Annotated in this window: 14 protein-coding genes and 1 tRNA gene; 9 read left to right on the forward strand and 6 right to left on the reverse strand. The window is 69.1% G+C overall.

All coding sequences use genetic code 11. From position 1 onward, the window contains the following. The first annotated feature begins 49 nt into the window (after positions 1-49). On the forward strand, positions 50-553 hold the full coding sequence (locus tag ABIB26_RS10105; RefSeq protein WP_354242130.1) for a nucleoside deaminase: 504 nt from the start codon (positions 50-52) through the stop codon (positions 551-553). Positions 554-603: 50 nt separating this feature from the next. Here ABIB26_RS10105 and ABIB26_RS10110 read toward each other — a convergent pair whose 3' ends face one another. The 4 genes from ABIB26_RS10110 to ABIB26_RS10125 are packed head-to-tail and all read right to left on the reverse strand — an operon-like array spanning position 604 to position 4625. Continuing rightward, on the reverse strand, positions 604-1911 hold the full coding sequence (locus ABIB26_RS10110; protein WP_354242133.1) for a DNA glycosylase AlkZ-like family protein: 1308 nt from the start codon (positions 1909-1911) through the stop codon (positions 604-606). A gap of 4 nt (positions 1912-1915) precedes the next feature. Then, positions 1916-3175, reverse strand: coding sequence for a glycosyltransferase (locus ABIB26_RS10115; protein WP_354242136.1), 1260 nt, complete (start codon positions 3173-3175; stop codon positions 1916-1918). 9 nt (positions 3176-3184) lie between these two features. Continuing rightward, positions 3185-3583 (reverse strand): 6-pyruvoyl trahydropterin synthase family protein, encoded by a 399-nt coding sequence (locus ABIB26_RS10120; RefSeq protein ID WP_354242139.1) that lies wholly within the window; start codon positions 3581-3583, stop codon positions 3185-3187. Between the two features lie 4 nt (positions 3584-3587). Continuing rightward, positions 3588-4625 carry a dehydrogenase gene (locus ABIB26_RS10125; RefSeq protein ID WP_354242141.1) on the reverse strand — a complete coding sequence of 346 codons (1038 nt, stop codon included), beginning with the start codon at positions 4623-4625 and terminating at the stop codon, positions 3588-3590. Positions 4626-4764: 139 nt separating this feature from the next. On the opposite strand from ABIB26_RS10125, the gene ABIB26_RS10130 reads away from it, so the two are divergent. Beyond that, positions 4765-4854, forward strand: a tRNA-Ser gene (locus ABIB26_RS10130). Between the two features lie 101 nt (positions 4855-4955). Here ABIB26_RS10130 and ABIB26_RS10135 read toward each other — a convergent pair. Together ABIB26_RS10135 and ABIB26_RS10140 are read right to left on the reverse strand one after the other, a co-directional pair. Next, positions 4956-5819, reverse strand: a complete 864-nt coding sequence (locus ABIB26_RS10135) for an endonuclease/exonuclease/phosphatase family protein (protein ID WP_354242142.1) — start codon at positions 5817-5819, stop codon at positions 4956-4958. 349 nt (positions 5820-6168) lie between these two features. After that, positions 6169-6507 carry a hypothetical protein gene (locus ABIB26_RS10140; protein WP_354242145.1) on the reverse strand — a complete coding sequence of 113 codons (339 nt, stop codon included), beginning with the start codon at positions 6505-6507 and terminating at the stop codon, positions 6169-6171. Between the two features lie 125 nt (positions 6508-6632). Between ABIB26_RS10140 and ABIB26_RS10145 the strand changes: the two genes are divergently transcribed. The 7 genes from ABIB26_RS10145 (at position 6633) to ABIB26_RS10175 (ending at position 18791) form a co-directional block, all read left to right on the forward strand. Beyond that, positions 6633-7451, forward strand: coding sequence for a pyruvate, water dikinase regulatory protein (locus tag ABIB26_RS10145; RefSeq protein ID WP_354242148.1), 819 nt, complete (start codon positions 6633-6635; stop codon positions 7449-7451). Between the two features lie 151 nt (positions 7452-7602). After that, complete coding sequence (gene ppsA / locus ABIB26_RS10150; protein WP_354242151.1) at positions 7603-10023, forward strand: phosphoenolpyruvate synthase; 2421 nt, start codon at positions 7603-7605, stop codon at positions 10021-10023. Positions 10024-10281: 258 nt separating this feature from the next. Beyond that, positions 10282-10833, forward strand: a complete 552-nt coding sequence (locus tag ABIB26_RS10155; protein WP_354242153.1) for an SRPBCC family protein — start codon at positions 10282-10284, stop codon at positions 10831-10833. Positions 10834-10956: 123 nt separating this feature from the next. Continuing rightward, the gene (locus ABIB26_RS10160) at positions 10957-11202 is read left to right on the forward strand and encodes a hypothetical protein (RefSeq protein ID WP_354242155.1); all 246 of its coding nucleotides are present in this window, start codon (positions 10957-10959) and stop codon (positions 11200-11202) included. An 868-nt stretch (positions 11203-12070) separates the two neighbouring features. Further along, positions 12071-12724 carry a DUF4232 domain-containing protein gene (locus ABIB26_RS10165; RefSeq protein ID WP_354242158.1) on the forward strand — a complete coding sequence of 218 codons (654 nt, stop codon included), beginning with the start codon at positions 12071-12073 and terminating at the stop codon, positions 12722-12724. Between the two features lie 96 nt (positions 12725-12820). Further along, a complete protein-coding gene (locus ABIB26_RS10170; RefSeq protein WP_354242160.1) occupies positions 12821-17848 on the forward strand; it encodes an Lhr family helicase in 5028 nt (1675 codons plus the stop codon). Then, positions 17841-18791: an Fpg/Nei family DNA glycosylase gene (locus ABIB26_RS10175; protein WP_354242163.1), complete on the forward strand. Its 951-nt coding sequence runs from the start codon at positions 17841-17843 to the stop codon at positions 18789-18791. The genes ABIB26_RS10170 and ABIB26_RS10175 overlap by 8 nt, the downstream gene beginning before the upstream one ends. Positions 18792-18930: the final 139 nt, after the last annotated feature.

The following is an 18930-nucleotide window of genomic DNA, read 5'->3' on the forward strand; positions in this document are numbered from 1 at the left end:
ACGTTCCGGTGTTGCACAGCGTGCTTAGTGTCGAAACTATCATTGAGCCATGACTTCCCCGGAGCCACGCCATACCGAATGGATGGGCCTTGCCCTCGCCGAAGCACGCCGGGCGCTTGCCACCGAGGACGTGCCAATCGGCGCCGTCGTGATCGGACCCGACGGCACGCTGCTCGGTTCCGGGCGCAACGAACGCGAAGCGCTCGGAGACCCGACGGCGCACGCCGAGATGGTGGCCATCCGCGAGGCCGCGGCCCGGCTGCGGGAGCGCCGCGCGCGGAACGGGCAACGCGATGATGGCTGGCGCCTGGAGGACTGCACCCTGGTGGTGACGCTGGAGCCTTGCGCCATGTGCGCCGGGGCGGTGGTGCTGGCCCGGATTCCCCGGGTGGTGTTCGGCGCCTGGGACGAGAAGGCCGGGGCCGCGGGTTCCGTGTTCGACATCCTCCGCGAGCGCCGGCTCAACCACTGGGTGGAAGTGTACGCGGGGGTCCGGGCGCCGGAGTGCGCGGCGCTGCTGCGGGGCTTCTTCGCCGGACACCGCGGCAGCTGAACCTCGGACATCGCGGCCCCCTCCCGGTGGCATCCCGTCCTGCCAGCTTCTTACTTGCCGACGGCGGAAGCTGCGACGGCGGACGCCGCGGCGGAGCCTGTTGCGGCTGCCGCCAGGCCGTCGATCCGCTTCTGCCGGGTGGCCGGTGAATCGAGGCTGAAGGCCCGGAAGTCACCCAGGTCCTCCCGGATCCAGGCCTCCACCTCGGCGATCCGCCGGGTCACCGCGGGCGTCGGGCCGTGGAACAGCCAGGGCACGATCCGCTCCCGGCCCGGCTCGTACTGCCAGAGCCCGATGATCCGTCCGCGGTCCAGGATCGGGTGGTCCGGCAGGTCCGCCTGCAGCGCCAGCGAAGAAATGACGTCCCTGCCTATGTTGTCCCGTTCCGGGCCGTCCTCGGCGAGCAGCTCCGCCGCGTTGCGCCGCAGCAGCACCAGCGAATCCGTGCCGGCGAGCAGCTGGATCTGCTCCTCGGCCGGTTCCTCGAACGCGGCCAGGCGTTCGACGTCGTCGGGCAGCAACCACAGGCCCCCGCCCCCGGCGGTGGTCACCTGGGTGGCCACCTCGACGGCGCCGACGGCGGTCAGCGCAGCCTTGCTCTGCGCCACGGTGAAAGCCGTGAACCACTGCGACTGCTTGAGCGTGGCCCCGCCGGTCCAGCCGAGGTAGCGGCGGATCAGTTCGGTGCGGGCCTCGTCCTCGTCTAGGGGGCTGGCGGGGAGATTCCAGAGCTCGTAGGCGTAGCGCTGCTGGTCGAGACGTCCGTTGGCGGGGACGCGGCGGATCCTTCCCTGTGCCTGCAGGATACCGAGGGCGGTGGGCAGCGTGGTGGTGGCGCCCTTCTTCTTGCCTTCCTCCCCGAGGTTCCGCACCGAGTCGCCGAGCTCGTCCTTGAGCTGCCGCGGGTCCATCGGCGCGGCAGCTTCGGCGAGGGTGTGCAGGACCTGTTCCTCCAGGAGCGTGATTTCCCCGCGGTCGACGCCGAGCCGGCCAAGCACCCGGAAAGCCTCGGCGGCGTCCTTGCCCAGCTTGAGGGCCCAGGCGAAGTCGTCGCGTCCCAGCACGTAGGTGCAGCCGCGGGCCGTGGGCAATTCGAGGATCCGGTGGGAGAGGACGTCGGCGTCGACCTGTTCCCGGCGGATTCCGGCGCGGGCAAAGAGCGTGAGGTACGGGTTGGCGCCCCCTACGGACCGTGCCCAGCCCGCGCGGGCGAAGACCTGCTCCGCCGTGCAGCCCGCGAGGGAACCGTCCAGGCCCTGCCGGTGCCAGGCCCAGGCGCGGAGCCGGTCGGGCGTGAGCGTCCTGGCCGGAGGGACGTTCACGGTCGGGGGCACGGTGCTAAGGGGCTCGGGCGTCATGGGGTCATTGTCCAACAGCCTGCGCGGCAGGGGAATCATCTGCCGCAGGCAATTCCGGCGGGTTGTCCCGCGGACGCGGCACGCGCGGAGCTGTGGCCAGGGCTGCGAACACCGTTCTGGCCGTGGTCTCCCACCCGGGCAAGCGGTGCCTCGCAGCGGCGGCGCCCGCCCGCCACCGGGCGCGGAGCGCCGGCTCAGTGAGCCAGCGCCGCAGGACCTCGGCCAGCGCCGAAGGGTCCGTGCCGAGTGCGACGGCGGTGCCCGGCAGTGCGGTGGCCTCGGCTGCCGCGGTGCCCGGCGGGATAGCCAGCTTCTGCCTTGGCGCACTGCCGGCCGCGAGCGCCTCCACGGCTCCGGTGCCGGCACGCACCACCACGGGGATGCCGCGGGCGATCGACTCGGTGACCACCAGCCCGTAGGTCTCGGCCCGGGAGATGAGAAGGCTGAGGTCCGCGGCGGCCCATTCTGCCTCCAGCGCTTCGCCCCGGAGTTCCCCCGGGATGCTGACACGGTCCTGCAGCCCCAGCAGCGCGGCGGTATCCCTGAGCTGCGCGGCGTAGGCGGGGTCCGCCGAGTCGGAGCCGATCAGGGATGCCGTCCACGGCAGCCCGGTGAGCCGGGCCAGCGCCGCGAGCAGCAGCGACTGGTCTTTGTTCGGGAGGAGGGCGGCCACCGCAAGGAGATGCGGGGGTTCCGAGCCGCGGGCGAGCGGGGCGGGCTCGGTGCCCGGGAGGGCCACCGTGACGACTTCCAGTCCGTGCCTGGCGCGGATCCCGGCGGCGGCCGATCTGCTGGTGCAGATCACGCCGGCCGCTTCCCGAAGCGCCCGGCGTTCCAGCCCTGCTCCTTCTAGACCGGGGCCGCCGAGCGGCATATGCAGCAGGATCCAGGCGGGCCGCCCGGCTGCCGCCGCGGCCGCGAGTTCCTCCGGCGCCCCGCAGGCGAGCAGTCCGTCAACGAGGGTTATCCGGTTGTCCGCACCGGAGTTCTCCGGCCCGGTGTCGCCGGAGCAGTCGCCGGCGCGGCCGGTGCCGCCGGGGTCGCCGGAGCCGCCCGCGTCGCCGGAGTCGTGCAGGAGGGCGGCCAGCCGCCGTCGGTCCGCCGGGCTGCCGCCGGGCCAGTCGCCGTCGAGCGGGCAGGTCTGTACCGCGGCCCCCAGCGCGGACAGCTCCCGGGCGAGGGCGGCGTTGTAGACGTTGCCGCCGGAGTTATGCCGGACGTTGCCGGGCACCACCAGGCGCAGGCGGAGGTCTGACGGCTGCACGGCGGGTGCCTAGCGGGCGTCGAAGTCGAGCGCGTAGCTGGCCCAGGCGTCGGGGGTCTCGCGGAGGGTGACGTCCAGCCCGGCCAGCTCCCGCCCGTGCTGTCCCTGGCGGATCTTCACGGCCACGGCGTCGGCGACGTACTGGGCCAGGGCCTCGGTGGTGCTGAGCTTTCCGGCAAAGTCAGGGTGCTCGTCCAGGTTCTTGAAGTTGAGGCCCTCGAGGACGGAATCCAGCACGTTGCCGGCCTCGCCGATGTCCAGAACGATCGAGTCGTCGTTCAGCGCACGACGCCGGAAGGTTACCTCCGTGACGAAGGTGGCTCCATGCATGCCCTGGGCAGGGCCGAAGGCGGGGCGCGGGAGGCTGTGGGCGATCATGAAGTTGCGGCGGACGGTCAGGCTGAACACGGTGTTACCTCGTGGCTTCTGTGCTGGGGGAATCGATGACGGGGGATTCGAGGGCGGGGTATTCGATGACGTGGCAGAGCGCGTCCAGGGTGCCCTCGGAAAGCTGCCGGACGACGTCGGGCAGCTCTTCGAAGCTGGACGATCCGGTGAGGAACACATCGAAGACGGGGTCCTTCAGCAAGGAGACGGCGAGCTCGAGCCGGTCCGCGTGGGTGCGGCGGTGGCGGCGGGCGCGGGCCACCACGCCCACCTGGCTGGCGCGGATGGAGAGCCGGCGGGCGTGGAAGTCCTCCCCCAGCGGCAGCGTGATCTTCCGGTCGGCATACCAGGACATCTCGATGACGTCGCCCTCGTCGCCCACGAGCTGCAGGCTCCGTTCAAGCCCTTCCTGCGAGGCCGAGCAGTGGATCACGATGTCGCAGTCCGGCAGGGCGTCGTCGGGGTGGCTGAACTCGACGCCGAGGGATTCCGCGAACGCGCGCTTGGCGGGGTGGACGTCGATCAGCTGCAGCCGTCCGAGCGGGAACGCGCTGAGGAGCTTGGCCACCATGCCGCCCACGAGTCCGGCGCCGATCACAGCGACGCGGTCGCCGAGCCGGGGACCGGCCTCCCAGAGCCCGTTGACGGCGGTCTCGACGGTTCCGGTGAGGACGGCGCGGCGGGCCGGAACGCCGTCGGGGACGACGGTGAGCGACCCGACCGGGACCACATAGCGGTCCTGGTGCGGGTACAGGCAGAAGACCGTCCTGCCCAGCCAGTCCGCCGGGCCTTCTTCGACGACGCCGACGGAAAGGTAGCCGAACTTCACCGGCCCGGGAAAGGAACCTTCCTGGTTGGGGGCGGCCATTTCCGCGGCGACGCATAACGGCACGCGGGCGTTGTGGACGACGAGTTCGGTGCCCTTGCTGATGCCGGAGTACAGGGTGCGCACGAGGGCTTCGCCTGGCCCGGGGGCGGGAAGGTCTTCGCGCCGGAGCTCACCTTTTTCGGGTCCGACGGTCCAGTATGCGGTTGCTGTGGCGTGCTGCTGAGAAGTACCCATCTTGCTGATGAATCTAGTGCCCCGGCCGGGTGCGGGGAAGTCTGTCCCCATGCCGGCGGGCGGTTCCGGGACTTGGCTGAGCCGCAGCAGGCCGGCCGTTTTGGGGTTGGGCGCCTTGCTCCGGTACCCTATACAGGTTGGTGACGTGTCCGAGCGGCCGAAGGTGCAACACTCGAAATGTTGTTTGGTGTCAAAGCCAACGTGGGTTCAAATCCCACCGTCACCGCCAAGTGAGAAGGCGTCTACATCGTTGATAACACAGCGAAGTAGGCGCCTTCTGTCTTGCAATTCAGTCCCGTGGGCGCGCATTGAGCGCATAGCGCTGTGCGGCTACGGGAACGTGGCGGTGGTGTAGATCAGGTTGTGGTCGGACGGCGGCCGTCCACCGACGAGCTGATCGCCAGATGGCGTCCAGTTCTCCCAGTACTGAACCATGACGCCGTTGGCAGCACCGACGTACACCTGATCAATGCGGTAGTCACCGACAGCCGGACGCCTGTAGTCGTTGAAGGTGCTGAATTCAGGGTGCATCCTTGCAGCCGTGAGCCCGTAGCTGTCGGCGTAGCCGATAGCGCTGAGCTGGATTGCGTGCGGGGCCGAGATGCCTGAAGGGTCGTTGAAGTCTCCAGTCACGAAGGCTGGCAACCCGCTGGGGTTGACCCGCCTGATCTCGGCGGCGAGCTTTACTGCTTCGGAGTTGCGGGCAGCCTGCCCGCCAACGCCGACCTCAAAGTGGGTGTTGAAGACGAAGAACTCGTTGCCTGTCGCCCGGGACTTCAGCTTGACCCAGGTCATCGCGCGGCCATAGTCCGGATACGGCCTGAACTCGAAAACTTTGTAGCTGGAAGCAGTCCGTTTGAACAACCCCGCACGCCACATGATAGGGATCGGTTCCGCCGTGCCGTTGGCAGGCTGGTACATGGCGTAACCCGTCATCCGCTTAATGTCTGATGCCTGCGTGTATTGGCGCGGCCCAATCGTGATGTTCGGCGCTTCCTGGATGCCGATCACATCAGGCTTTACCGCGTTGATGACATTCTTGACGCCGACAACGCGTGAATCCCAATGCGGGATTTTGGGCTCTGACACCTCGCGCCATGCCGAGTCGACGTTGTACGAAGCGACTGTGACGGTTGTGGTGGCCGCCGCATTGGACGGCGCGGCCCCGAGCACGGAGGCTCCGATGGCAAGCATGAGGACCGATGCGGTGGTGGCAGCCCTCGTTGTCCTGGATTTGCTGCGGTCAGGATTTTTCTGCTGGAAAGATAGCAACGTGTTCCCCGTTCGCTCATCCTCAACCGTCCTGATGAGTTTCTCGATAACTCCGAGGGCTCAAGTGTAGGGCGCGGATGGAGCCAGATCCAGAGCATCAGCAAAGCCTGGGGAAGCCGCCACGCGAAACGGAAAGACCCCTGGTTCCCTTTGTTTACCAGGGCACCAAGGACCATTGCCTGGCCGGCGCCGGGGGCGCTGGCCGTGCCGGAACCAGGGGGCGCTGGCCGGCGCCGGGGGCGCTGCGCGCGCCGAGGGGCGCGGCGGGGCCTTACACGTTGTCGGGCCGCTGATCACCCTTATGTCCGCGCAGGTTGTCCTGCACCTTGCCAAACAAATCCTTGATGGTTGACTCAGTGTTGGTGAGCATGTCCGGCTGCACGTAGACCTGCTGGGTCGGAGGAAGGCTGTAGTGGGCTGGAAGACCGCCCGCACCGTCCACCCCTTCCAGCGCGATAGTGACTCCGCCCTCCTTGCGCGCAATCGCGCCGATCCGGCCGAATACCACCGTGAATTCGTCCGGCTGGAAGCTCACGGTCAGTCCGACGTGTGTCCGGCTAAGATCGCTTGCCGCGACGGCCTTCTCGTTACCGGTCCCTGAATAGCTCATGTCCTTCTCCCGACGTCGTTGCCGTTGTACGCCAGCAGTCTACGTCCGTGCCGGAACGCCGGATAGGGTCCCGGCGCCGGGGGCTCCGATACCGGACCGGGACCGACCTGGTGGAGAATGCGTTCATGACCAATGACGATCTTCGGCCTGTCTACTTCCTTTCGGACAGTACCGGCATCACCGCGGAGACCCTCGGCAACACCTTGCTGACGCAGTTCCCCGCGAACAATTTTGACCGCATTACGATCCCCTTCATCACCACTGTGGAGCAGGCGAAGTCCGTCGTCCGCACCATCGACGAACTGGCCGCCAGTGGCCTGCAGCCGATCGTCTTTTCCACCGCTGTGGGCAGCGATATCCGCCAGACCCTGGCGGCGTGCAAGGGAACCATCGTGGACCTGATCGGGGCGCACGTCGGTCAGCTGGAGCGCGCCTTTGGCACCACGGCCAGCGGGGAACCGGGTCGGGCCCATGGTTTGGGCAATGCGGAGCGCTACCAGTCCCGGATGGCCGCCGTCGAATACGCCATGGAACACGACGACGGCCAGAGCCTGCGCGCCCTGGAAAAGGCGCAGGTCATCCTGGTGGCCCCGTCCCGCTGCGGCAAGACACCCACCACCATGTACCTGGCGCTGCAGCACGGGATCTTCGCCGCGAACTTCCCTCTGGTGGATGAGGACTTTGAGCGGGAGGGGCTCCCCAAGCCGCTGCGGCCTTTCGTTGGGAAGTGTTTCGGCCTCTCTTCCAACCCCCTGCGGCTGAGCCAGATCCGCACCGAGCGCCGGCGCGGCTCACCGTATGCGTCGCTGCGCCAGTGCGGCTTTGAGCTGCGCAGCGCCGAGCAGTTGTACGTCTCCCACGGGATTCCGTACCTGAATTCGGCCACTGTGTCGGTGGAGGAAATGGCTGCCACCATCCTGCAGCGCATGAAGCTCAAGCATTAGGGAAATTTTTCACAATCATTGTGTGGCGTAACTCATGTGGAAAGACGGCTCCAGACCTGTCACTGTGGAGAGGAAATAGCGCCCATCAACCGGTAAACCCGCACGAGGGGCGGCGCACATGCATGCCACCATCTGCAAAGGAGCAGCAACCATGACGACAGACATCCTGTGGTTCTCAGAACTCGGACTCAAGGATCTGGATCGAGTGGGAGGCAAGAACGCCTCACTCGGCGAGATGGTGCAGAACCTGACCTCCGCCGGCGTCCAGGTCCCGGACGGCTTCGCCACAACAGCCGACGCCTACCGCAGCTTCCTGGCCGACTCCGGCCTGGACCAGAAGATCGCCGACCGGCTTGTGGGCCTGGATACCGATGACGTGACGGCGCTGGCCTCGGCGGGCCAGGAAATCCGGTCCCTGATGCGTCAGACGCCCTTCCTGCCGGACTTCGAAGCGCAGATCCGAGACTCATACCTGAAACTGGTGGACAAGCACGGCGGCTCCGAGGACCTCTCCTGGGCCGTCCGCTCGAGCGCGACGGCGGAAGATCTCCCCGACGCCTCCTTCGCCGGGCAGCAGGAAACGTTCCTGAACGTCCGCGGCATCGAGAACATCCTGCTGGCCATCAAGGATGTGTTCGCGTCCCTCTACAACGACCGGGCCATCGCCTACCGCGTGCACCACAAGTTCGAACACGCCGAGGTGGCACTCTCGGCGGGCATCCAGCGCATGGTGCGCTCCGACGTCGGGGCTTCCGGCGTGATGTTCACCATGGACACCGAATCCGGATTCAACGACGCCGTCTTCGTCACCTCCTCCTACGGCCTCGGCGAAGCCGTGGTCCAGGGCGCCGTCAACCCGGATGAGTTCTACGTCTACAAGCCCGCACTGCAGGCAGGCCGCCCGGCCATCCTCAAGCGCGGGCTGGGCGAGAAGGCGCTCCAGATGACCTACACGAGCAACCGCGAAGTCGGCCACACCATTGACTTCGTTCCGGTTGAGGCTTCGTTGCGGAACTGCTTCAGCCTCACGGACGACGACGTCGAGCAGCTCGCCCGCCACGCCGTCGCCATCGAGAACCACTACGGCCGCCCGATGGACATCGAATGGGGCAAGGACGGGATCGACGGCGGCCTGTACATCCTGCAGGCACGCCCGGAGACCGTGCAGTCCCGCAAGGCATCCGGCAGCCTGAGCCGCTTCCGCCTCAACGGGACCGGCCGGGTGCTGTCCGAAGGCCGCGCCATCGGCCAGCGCATCGGCGCCGGCAGCGTCCGCATCCTCACCGCGATCGACCAGATGGCCGCCTTCCAGACCGGCGACGTCCTCGTTGCCGACATGACCGACCCGGACTGGGAACCGATCATGAAGCGCGCCTCCGCCATCGTCACCAACCGCGGCGGGCGCACGTGCCACGCGGCCATCATCGCCCGGGAACTGGGGATTCCCGCCGTCGTCGGCACCGGGGACGCCACAGATGCCCTCTCCGACGGCCTCGAGGTGACCGTCTCCTGCGCCGACGGTGAGACCGGCGTCATCTACGAAGGGCTCCTGGACTTCAGCGTCGAGGAAACCGAGATCACCCAGCTGCCCGAGGCCCCGGTCAAGGTCATGATGAACGTCGGCACCCCGGAGCAGGCCTTCACCTTCGCCCAGCTGCCCAACCACGGGGTGGGCCTGGCCCGGCTGGAATTCATCATCAACCGCCAGATCGGCATCCACCCCAAGGCGCTGCTGAACCTGGACGATCAGCCGGCGGAGGTGGCCGCGGAAATCCGGGAACGGATTGCCGCCTACGACGGCCCTCGTGATTACTACATCAAGCGCCTGGCCGAAGGAGTGGCCACCATCGCCGCCGCGTTCGCGCCGGAGCCGGTGATTGTGCGCATGTCCGACTTCAAGTCCAACGAGTACGCCAACTTGATTGGCGGACCGGCCTACGAGCCGCATGAAGAGAACCCGATGATCGGCTTCCGCGGCGCCTCCCGGTACCTGGAACCGTCGTTCCGGGACTGCTTCGACCTCGAGTGTGAGGCCCTGTCCTTCGTCCGCAACGAGATGGGGCTGACCAACGTCAAGCTGATGATCCCCTTCGTGCGGACCCTGGACGAGGCCCGTGGCGTCATCGAACTGCTGGCGGAAAACGGACTGCGCCGTGGCGAAAACGGCCTCGAGGTCATCATGATGTGTGAACTGCCGTCCAACGCCCTGCTGGCCGACGAATTCCTCGACTACTTCGACGGGTTCTCGATCGGCTCGAACGACATGACCCAGCTGACCCTGGGCCTGGACCGGGATTCCGCGATCGTCGCCGGCAGCTTCGACGAGCGCGACCCTGCCGTCAAGAAGCTCCTCAGCATGGCCATCAAGGCCTGCAAGGAGCGCGGCAAGTACGTGGGCATCTGCGGCCAGGGACCCAGCGACCACCCCGACTTCGCCCAGTGGCTGGTCGAGGAAGGCATCGACTCCGTCTCCCTGAACCCGGACACCGTGGTGGACACCTGGCTCCGGCTCGCGGGCGCGGCAGCGGGCGGTGCAGCAGCCGGCGCGGCAGCCGGCGGCACGGCGGACTGACGGCACGCCGCTGAGGCCGCGGAACAAGGCGCAGGCCTGTCCCGCGACCTAAGGAAACACCCCGGTCTTCGGACCGGGGTGTTTCCTTTTGCCTGGCAGCCTGAGGCATTCATGTCTTGCCAAAACACCCACGTCAGCCTGAACTTAGTACTACGGACCAGATCGCCGGCGGACCGGAAACAACCCAGTCGGAGGCGATCCGTGCGGAGGCGATCCGGGCGGAGGCAATCCGCGCGCAAGAACAGGCAGGAGTCCCAGATGGGCCGTGCCGACTACGAATTCCGGTCCGTGTGGCGGGTGGCCGGCACGGCGGAGGAGGTCGCGGACGTCCTCGGCGATGCCACCACCTTTCCCCAATGGTGGCCTTCCGTATATCTGGGCGTCCAGGCTGCACCCGGCGCGGGGATCAGCACCGCACCCGGCATCCCGGGGCCCGTGGCTCTCCACACCAAGGGGTGGCTGCCCTATACACTCCGCTGGACGATGACCGTCACCGAACCGGTCACCGCCCGCGGTTTCGCACTCACCACCCGCGGAGACCTGAACGGAACCGGCCGCTGGACCTTCGAGCAGGACGGCCCCGAAACCGTCATCACCTACGACTGGCGCGTCAGTGCCGCAAAACCGCTGCTGCGGCGCCTGAGCTGGCTGCTGAAACCGGCGTTCGCCGCGAACCACCGCTGGGCGATGGCCCGCGGCGAGGAGAGCCTCGCCCTGGAATTGCGCCGCCGTCGGCACGCCGCGCAGCCGGGGGCCGTCCCGCCGCCTCCGCCCCCCAGGTTCCGGCGGGCGCCCCGCCGCGATCCCTAGCGGCTGGACGCCTGCACAACAACAGACCCAATCCGCCGTGAGTTGGTCCATTGAACCGCCGGCATCTCACCGGGTTAGCTAAGTCACAACAGCATTCTCCACCACTGACCTCCAGGAAGCATCGTGACTTTGCAGCAGAACCGGGCCACCCGCAGCCCAGACCGTTGGGACGACGTCCAGATCGGTGACCGCGTCCAGCTCCGGCGGGAAGGCCACCTCGAGCTCAGCGGCCGGGTGGACAACCGGACCGCCGACGGCGCCGTCGTGTGGGTGATGCCGGAGGGTGGCACCCGGCAACTGTTCCACGCAGCCGATGGCTACCAGTTGACCGCCATCGCTGTGGAGGGAACACACCATGTGGACAACTAGCACCACCGGACAGCCTGGCGCCGGGGCCCTGGACAGCACCCGCGGCCTGCCGGCCCGTGCGACGGCGTGGCCCGCTGTCACCGACTCATGCCCCGAGGATTGCCACTACTGCTCAGGGCCCGAGACGGACTAGTAGGCATTTTCGTTAGTTCGCCGGGGGTTCAGGTCCAGGCAGTGGGGTGGTCGGGCTCAAGGGCCTGCCCCGCGCCGGGGTCGGCGGATGGGCATATTCCGGTTGTGCCCGGTCCCGGGCGCGAGGAATGGGCATGTCCTCCCGGGAAGTAGCCCGGCGCCCGGTCCGGCCACCGGAAACGCCCCACGCACCCCTGCCGTGACGTTCCAGTTGCTTCGGCGCCACGCGCAAACCGCCCGCGGGAATCCGGGGTTCGCCACGGCAGGCAGACGGCCGGGCGGCAAGCAACCGGGCAGGAGCGACCCGCCGACTGCCCGCGTCCACGTGCCCGGCTTCCGGCCAGGGAACGTCACGGTGTCGCCGGTGCCGGGCGCGAAGACTGGGCGGTCCTCCCGGGGAAGTGGCCCGACGCCCGCAGCGGAGTCACTGCACGTGCCCCCGGATCAGGACATGCCCCGCGCCGGGGTCGGCGGATGGACATATTCCGGCTATGCCCTGTCCCGGGCGCGAAAACTGGACATGTCCCCCCGGGCGCGACGACTGGACATGTCCCCCCGGGCGCGAAGAGGTCCTGGCCGTCTAAAACCACGACGAATTTACGAAAATGACCACTAGCAGCAGCCCCAGGACTGGTTGACCTTGGGTTGACGCCCGGAAATCACAATCGGGGCATCAATCCGGCTCCGCCGCCGTGGCGTCGTTGACTAAGCCAACATGGAACGCAAAGGTGGTGCCATGACGGCTCAGCGAACCAAGAACGGACTTGCACTCACGACGGCGGTTGCCGCAGCAGCGCTCCTGCTCAGCGGCTGCGGGGCCAGCAAGCCGCCAGCGCAGGCTGCCAGCGAAACAGTGGCCCCCACGGCAAGCTCGTCGGACACGCCCAGCAGCGCCGCCGCTGCCGGCACCGGCACGGCCCAGCCGACGTCGACTCCACCCGCGTTGGCGCCCACCGAGTCCGGCGCCGCATTGTGCAAGGCCGCCAGCCTGACGGCCACCACCGATTCCACCGGCGGCGGCGCGGCCGGCAGCGTCTACATGCAGCTGATCCTGACGAACTCCGGAGCCGAACCCTGCCTGCTGGCGGGATTCGCCGGCGTCTCCCTGGCCGCTGACGCCAACGGCGAGCCCATCGGTGCTGCCGCGACCCGTGACGATTCCACCCCCGTCACCGAAGTACTGCTCGCGCCGGGCCAGGCGGGAACCGCGACGCTGCGCTATACCCAGGCCGGCAACTACCCGGACTGCACCCGCACGCCGGCGGCCGGCTTCCGGATCTACCCGCCGGACGACACCGAGTCCCTGTTCCTCGCCCAGCCCATGGACGCCTGCAGCAATACGGACATCGATCTGCTGACCATCGGTGCTTTCCAAGCCAAAGCCAAGTAGCATCCGGCGCCCGGCCTCCGGCCCTCCGCGGCGCCCGGAATCCAGCCCGGAACGGTACCGCCAAATACTGTCGGTGCCGTAGGGCATGATGGAGGAATGAAGGGGCAGGAGCTCGCCGGCGGCACACTCGCGGATGCCATGGACCAGTTCAGCCGGCCGACCCGGGACTGGTTCCTGGGCGCTTTTTCCGCGCCCACCCCGGCCCAGAACGGCGCCTGGGGCGCGATCTCCTCCGGTTCGCACGCCCTCGTGGTGGCACCCACGGGCTCCGGCAAGACGCTTGCGGCCTTCCTCTGGGCGCTGGACCGGCTGCTCGTCTCCGCCCCCGCCGAGCCCGAACTGCTGCCCGGTCTTGGCGCCGTGAAGGGCACCCGGGCGAAGGCACCGAAGCGGACGACCCGGGTACTGTACATTTCGCCGCTCAAGGCGCTGGGCGTCGACGTCGAACGGAACCTGCGCGCCCCGCTGATCGGCATCACCCAGACCGCCAAACGGCTGGGACTCCCCGCGCCGCTGATCACCGTGGGCGTCCGTTCCGGGGACACGCCGGCGTCGGAGCGCCGCACGCTGCTCAGCCACCCGCCGGACATCCTCATCACCACGCCCGAATCGCTGTTCCTGATGCTCACCTCCAAGGCGCGGGAGACGCTCAGCGAGGTGGACACCATCATCGTGGACGAGGTCCACGCCGTCGCGGGCACCAAACGCGGGGCGCATCTGGCGGTATCACTGGAACGCCTCGACGCCTTGTTGTCCAAACCCGCCCAGCGGATCGGGCTCTCGGCCACCGTGGAGCCCAAGGAGCTCGTCGCGCAGTTCCTGGCGGGCGCCGCGCCGGTGGAAATCGTGGCCCCGCCGTCGAAGAAGAACTGGGACCTGACCGTCTCCGTCCCGGTGGAGGACATGTCCGATCTGCGGGGGGCTGCCGCGGCATTCGACTCCGGTCCGGCGTCCGGGCTCCAGCCGCAGGCCTCGATCTGGCCGCATGTGGAGGAGAAGATCGTGGACCTGGTGCTGGCCAACCAGTCCACCATCGTGTTCGCCAACTCCCGCCGGCTCGCCGAACGGCTCACCGCCCGGCTCAACGAGATCTACGCCGAACGGCAGCTGATGGCCTCCGCCGGCGGCTGGGACGGGATTGGCGCGGGGGCGGCGGACGGCGAGGCGCCGGACGTCGCCGCTGGCGCCGATCCGGTGCTGGCCCGCGCCCACCACGGCTCCGTCTCCAAGGACCAGCGCGCCCTGATCGAGGATGACCTGAAGTCCGGGCGGCTGCGCTGCGTCGTGGCCACGTCGTCCTTGGAACTCGGCATCGACATGGGCGCCGTGGACCTCGTGGTCCAGGTGGAGTCCCCGCCCTCGGTGGCCAGCGGGCTGCAGCGGGTGGGCCGCGCCGGGCACCAGGTCGGCGAAATCTCCCAGGGCGTGCTGTTCCCGAAGCACCGTGCGGACCTCGTCCACACGGCCATCACGGTGGAGCGGATGCTCGGCGGCAAGATCGAACGGCTCAGCGTCCCGGCCAACCCGCTGGACATCCTGGCCCAGCAGACCGTCGCCGCGACAGCACTGGGCGCCATTGACGTGGAGGAATGGTTCTCCAGGGTCCGGCGCTCCGCGCCCTTCGCCTCGCTCCCCCGCTCCGCCTTCGAGGCCACCCTGGACCTCTTGGCCGGCCGCTACCCCTCCGACGAATTCGCGGAGCTGCGCCCCCGGATCGTCTGGGACCGCAACGCCGGCACCATCGAGGGCCGGCCCGGCGCCCAGCGGCTGGCCGTCACCTCCGGCGGCACCATCCCGGACCGTGGGCTGTTCGGCGTCTACATCATCGGCACCGAAGTGGAGGGTTCGGGTTCCTCCGGCGGTGCCAGCGCGGACGGCAGGGCCGCGAGCCCGGCCGCGGCCGCTGCCAAGGGCGGGCGCCGGGTCGGTGAACTCGACGAGGAGATGGTCTACGAATCCCGGGTGGGCGACGTCTTCGCCCTGGGCGCCACCAGCTGGAAGATCGAGGACATCACCCACGACCGGGTCCTGGTGTCGCCCGCGTTCGGCCAGCCCGGAAAACTCCCGTTCTGGAAGGGCGATTCCCTCGGCCGGCCGGTGGACCTGGGCCGCGCGCTCGGCGCGTTCGTGCGCGAACTGTCTGCGTCCGACGTCGGACCGGCCACGGAACGCTGCAAGGCCAGCGGTCTGGACGACTTCGCCGCGAACAACCTGATCCGGTACCTCGCCGAACAGAAACTGGCCACCGAGGTGGTTCCCAGCGACACGACCCTTGTGGTGGAACGTTTCCTTGACGAGCTCGGCGACTGGCGCGTGGTGCTGCACAGTCCCTTCGGCATGCCGGTCCACGCACCCTGGGCGCTGGCCGTCGGGCAGCGCCTGCAGCAGCGCTACGGGATGGACGGCTCCGCCATGGCCGCCGACGACGGCATCGTGCTGCGCGTGCCGATGATGGAGGACGAGCCGCCGGGAGCCGAACTGTTCCTCTTCGACCCCGAGGAACTCGAGCAGATCGTGACGGCGGAAGTCGGCGGCAGCGCCCTCTTTGCCTCCCGCTTCCGCGAGTGCGCCGCCCGCGCGCTGCTGCTGCCCCGGCAGACCCCGGGCAAGCGGCAGCCGCTGTGGCAACAGCGGCAGCGCTCCGCCCAGCTTCTGGATGTCGCCCGGAAGTACCCCACCTTCCCGATCGTGCTCGAAACGGTCCGCGAATGCCTGAAGGACGTCTACGATCTCCCCGCCCTGAAGGACATTGCTGCCTCGGTTGAGCGTCGCGAACTGCGGATCGTGCAGACCACCACGCAGCAGCCATCGCCGTTCGCCAAGTCCCTGCTGTTCGGCTACGTGGCACAGTTCCTCTACGAGGGAGATTCCCCGCTCGCCGAGCGCCGGGCCGCCGCGCTGGCGCTGGACTCCACCCTGCTCAACGAGCTCCTGGGCCGGGTGGAGCTGCGCGAACTGCTCGACGCCAAGGTCATCGACGCCACCGAACGCGAGCTGCAGCGCCTCGCCCCGGACCGGAGGGTCCGCGGTGTGGAAGGGGTCGCGGACCTGCTCCGCCTGCTGGGCCCGCTCACCCCGGAGGAAGTCGCAGCGCGGCTGGAACCGCCGGTGGAGTCTGTCCAAGCTGCGCCCGTCGTCAGGCCTGCTGAAGCGGCTGAAACTGCCGGGGTGGTTGAGCCTGCCGGGACCCGGGAGGATGCCTCGGAACTGCCGGTCGCCGACGCCGTCGCGCACCTGACCGCCCTCCAGCGCGCCAACCGCGCCATCAAGGTCAACGTCGGCGGCGCCGAACGCTTCGCCGCCGTGGAGGACGCCGCCCGGCTGCGCGATGCCCTCGGCGTCCCCCTGCCGATGGGCGTCCCGTCCGCCTTCATCGAACCCGTCGCTGATCCGCTGGGCGACCTCGTCTCCCGCTACGCCCGCACGCACGGGCCGTTCACCTCCGCCGAGGCGGCCGCCCGGCTGGGACTCGGCATCGCCGTCGTCGGCACGGCGCTGAAACGGCTCGCCGCCGACGGCCGCGTCGTGGAAGGCGAGTTCCGCCCGCACGCCACGGCGCCGGAACCGGCCGCAGCGACGGAAACGGACGGCGTGGAGACGGACGGCGCGGAGACTGCCCGCGGCGGCGGTGACGCCGAGGCCCCACAAACCACTCCTCCCATCGCCCCCTCGTTGGCCGGCGTCAGCGAGTGGTGCGACGCCGAGGTCCTGCGCAAGCTCCGCCGCCGGTCCCTCGCCGCGCTCCGGGCCGAAGTGGAGCCGGTGGACGCCGCCGCCTATGGGCGGTTCCTGCCCGCCTGGCAGAACGTCCGCACCCCCGGCCGGCGCGGCCAGTCTGGGCTGCGCGGGCTGGACGGCATCATCACCGCCGTCGACCAGCTTTCCGGCGTACCCATTCCGGCCTCGGCCTGGGAACCGCTGGTCCTGGCCAGCAGGGTGGCCGACTACCAGCCGGCCATGCTGGACGAGCTCATGGCTGCCGGGGAAGTCCTCTGGTCCGGCGCGGGTTCGCTGCCGGGCAATGACGGCTGGGTGAGCCTGCATCTTGCTGATTCAGCCGAGCTGACCCTGAACCCGGCCGTGGAGTTCCAGCCCGGCGACGCGCAGCAGCGGTTGCTGGACCACCTGAGGAACAACGGCGGCGGGTACTTCTTCCGGCAACTGACCGAGATAGCCGGCGGCATGGACTCGGTGCTGGGCGACCAGGACGTGGTCTCCGCCCTCTGGGACCTTGCCTGGGCCGGACGGATCACCGGCGACACCTTTGCCCCCGTCCGCGCGCTGATCGCCGGCGGCCACACCGCCCACCGGCAGGTGTCCCGGGCGCCGCGGGCCCGCGCACCGCGCCTGAGCAGGCTGGGCCGCTCCCACGGCACCGGGCTGCTGGGGTCACCCGGGCTGACCGGCGGCCGATACGGTTCGGTCACCGGCTCCGCACCCACGCCCCCGCTGGCCGCGGGCCGCTGGTCCGCGCTGCCGTTCCCCGAACTGGATCCCACCATCCATGCCCGGGCCACCGCCGAACTGCTGTTGGACCGGTACGGGGTGGTCACGCGCGGCTCGGTCATGGCGGAGAACATCCTGGGCGGCTTCGGGCTGATGTACAAGGTGCTCGCCCGGTTGGAAGAAGCCGGACGGTGCCGGCGCGGCTACTTCATCGAGCATCTCGGCGCGGCCCAGTTTGCCGTGCCCGCCACGGTGGACCGGCTCCGCTCCTACGCCGAGGACACCCAGCTCCACAAACCCGAACCGGCTGCGCTGGCCCTCGCCGCGACGGACCCGGCCAACCCCTACGGCGCAGCCCTGCCCTGGCCTGCGCTCAACGTCGAGGCCGGCACAGGCCACCGGCCGGGCCGGAAAGCGGGGGCCCTCGTGGTGCTGGTGGACGGCGCCCTGGTGCTCTACGTGGAACGCGGCGGCAAGACCCTACTGGTATTCAGTGACGATACCGGGATGCTGACCGCGGCAGGCGCCGCCCTCGTGAGTGTGGTGACCCGCGGTGCAATCGACAAGCTGATCATGGAAAAGGTGAACGGCCACGGCATCCTGGACACCCCCGTGGCCGCCGCCCTCGCCCAGGCCGGCGCTTACTCCACCCCGAAGGGACTGAGAATCCGTGCCTGAAGGCGACTCGGTCTTCCGCGCTGCCGCGCAGCTCCACGCCGCCCTGGCCGGCCAGCAGCTGATCTCCTCCGACTTCCGCGTGCCCCGCTTCGCCACGCTCAGGCTCGGCGGCTGGACCGTGATCGAGGTGGTGCCCCGCGGCAAGCACCTGCTGATGCGGCTGCAGGGTCCGGCTGACCAGGGTGCGGGTCCGGGTGCGGGCCGGGGTCCGGGGCCGGCGGATCAGTCGGAAGAATCCGGGCCGGAACAAGGCAGCCGGCCGGGACTAGGCAGCCGGGCGGAACAGAACCGGCTGACCATCCACTCCCACCTCAAAATGGAAGGGACCTGGCAGGTCTACCTGCCCGGAGGACGCTGGAAAAAACCCGGATTCACCGCCCGCTGCGTGCTGCGCACCGCCGCGGCAGACGCCGTCGGCTTCTCCCTCGGCCTCCTCGAAGTGATCCGCACGTCCGAGGAGGACTCGATCGTCGGGCACCTGGGCCCGGACCTCCTGGGCCCCGACTGGGACCCGGCCGAGGCCGAACGGCGGATCCGCGCCGCCCCCGACGTCCCGATCGGCGTCGCCCTGCTGGACCAGCGGAACCTCGCCGGGATCGGGAACATCTACCGTTGCGAGGCCTGCTTCCTCGCCGGCATCCATCCCGCGTCGCCCGTCTCCGCGGTGGCCGATCTGGCCGCCCTGATCACCGGTGCCAAGGTCCTCCTGGAGGCGAATCTGGGCCCCGGCCGCCGGACCACCGTGCTGAACCCCCGCGGTGTTGCCGTGGGCCCAACTTCGGGGTTCCCGGGCCATTGGGTCTACCGCCGCGAGCACCAGCCGTGCCTGAAGTGCGGGACGCCGGTGCGCCGCGGGGTGCTTGGGAAAGCGTCCGGCACCGAAGAGCGGGACATCTACTTCTGCCCGAAATGCCAGCCGACGTCCGGCCCAGGCCCGAAATAGTCACGAGATCAGATCCCTGACGCGGCAACGAGCCTGTGCCGCGCTGAGTTACCTGAGGACGCCATTACCTAAGGACGCCCGAATTCCGGTGTCGAGCGGGAATCTGCGCGTCGCCAGCATGCGCCCGCGTCGCCGGCAA

Source organism: Arthrobacter sp. UYEF20 (assembly GCF_040546335.1).
Taxonomy (GTDB): domain Bacteria; phylum Actinomycetota; class Actinomycetes; order Actinomycetales; family Micrococcaceae; genus Arthrobacter.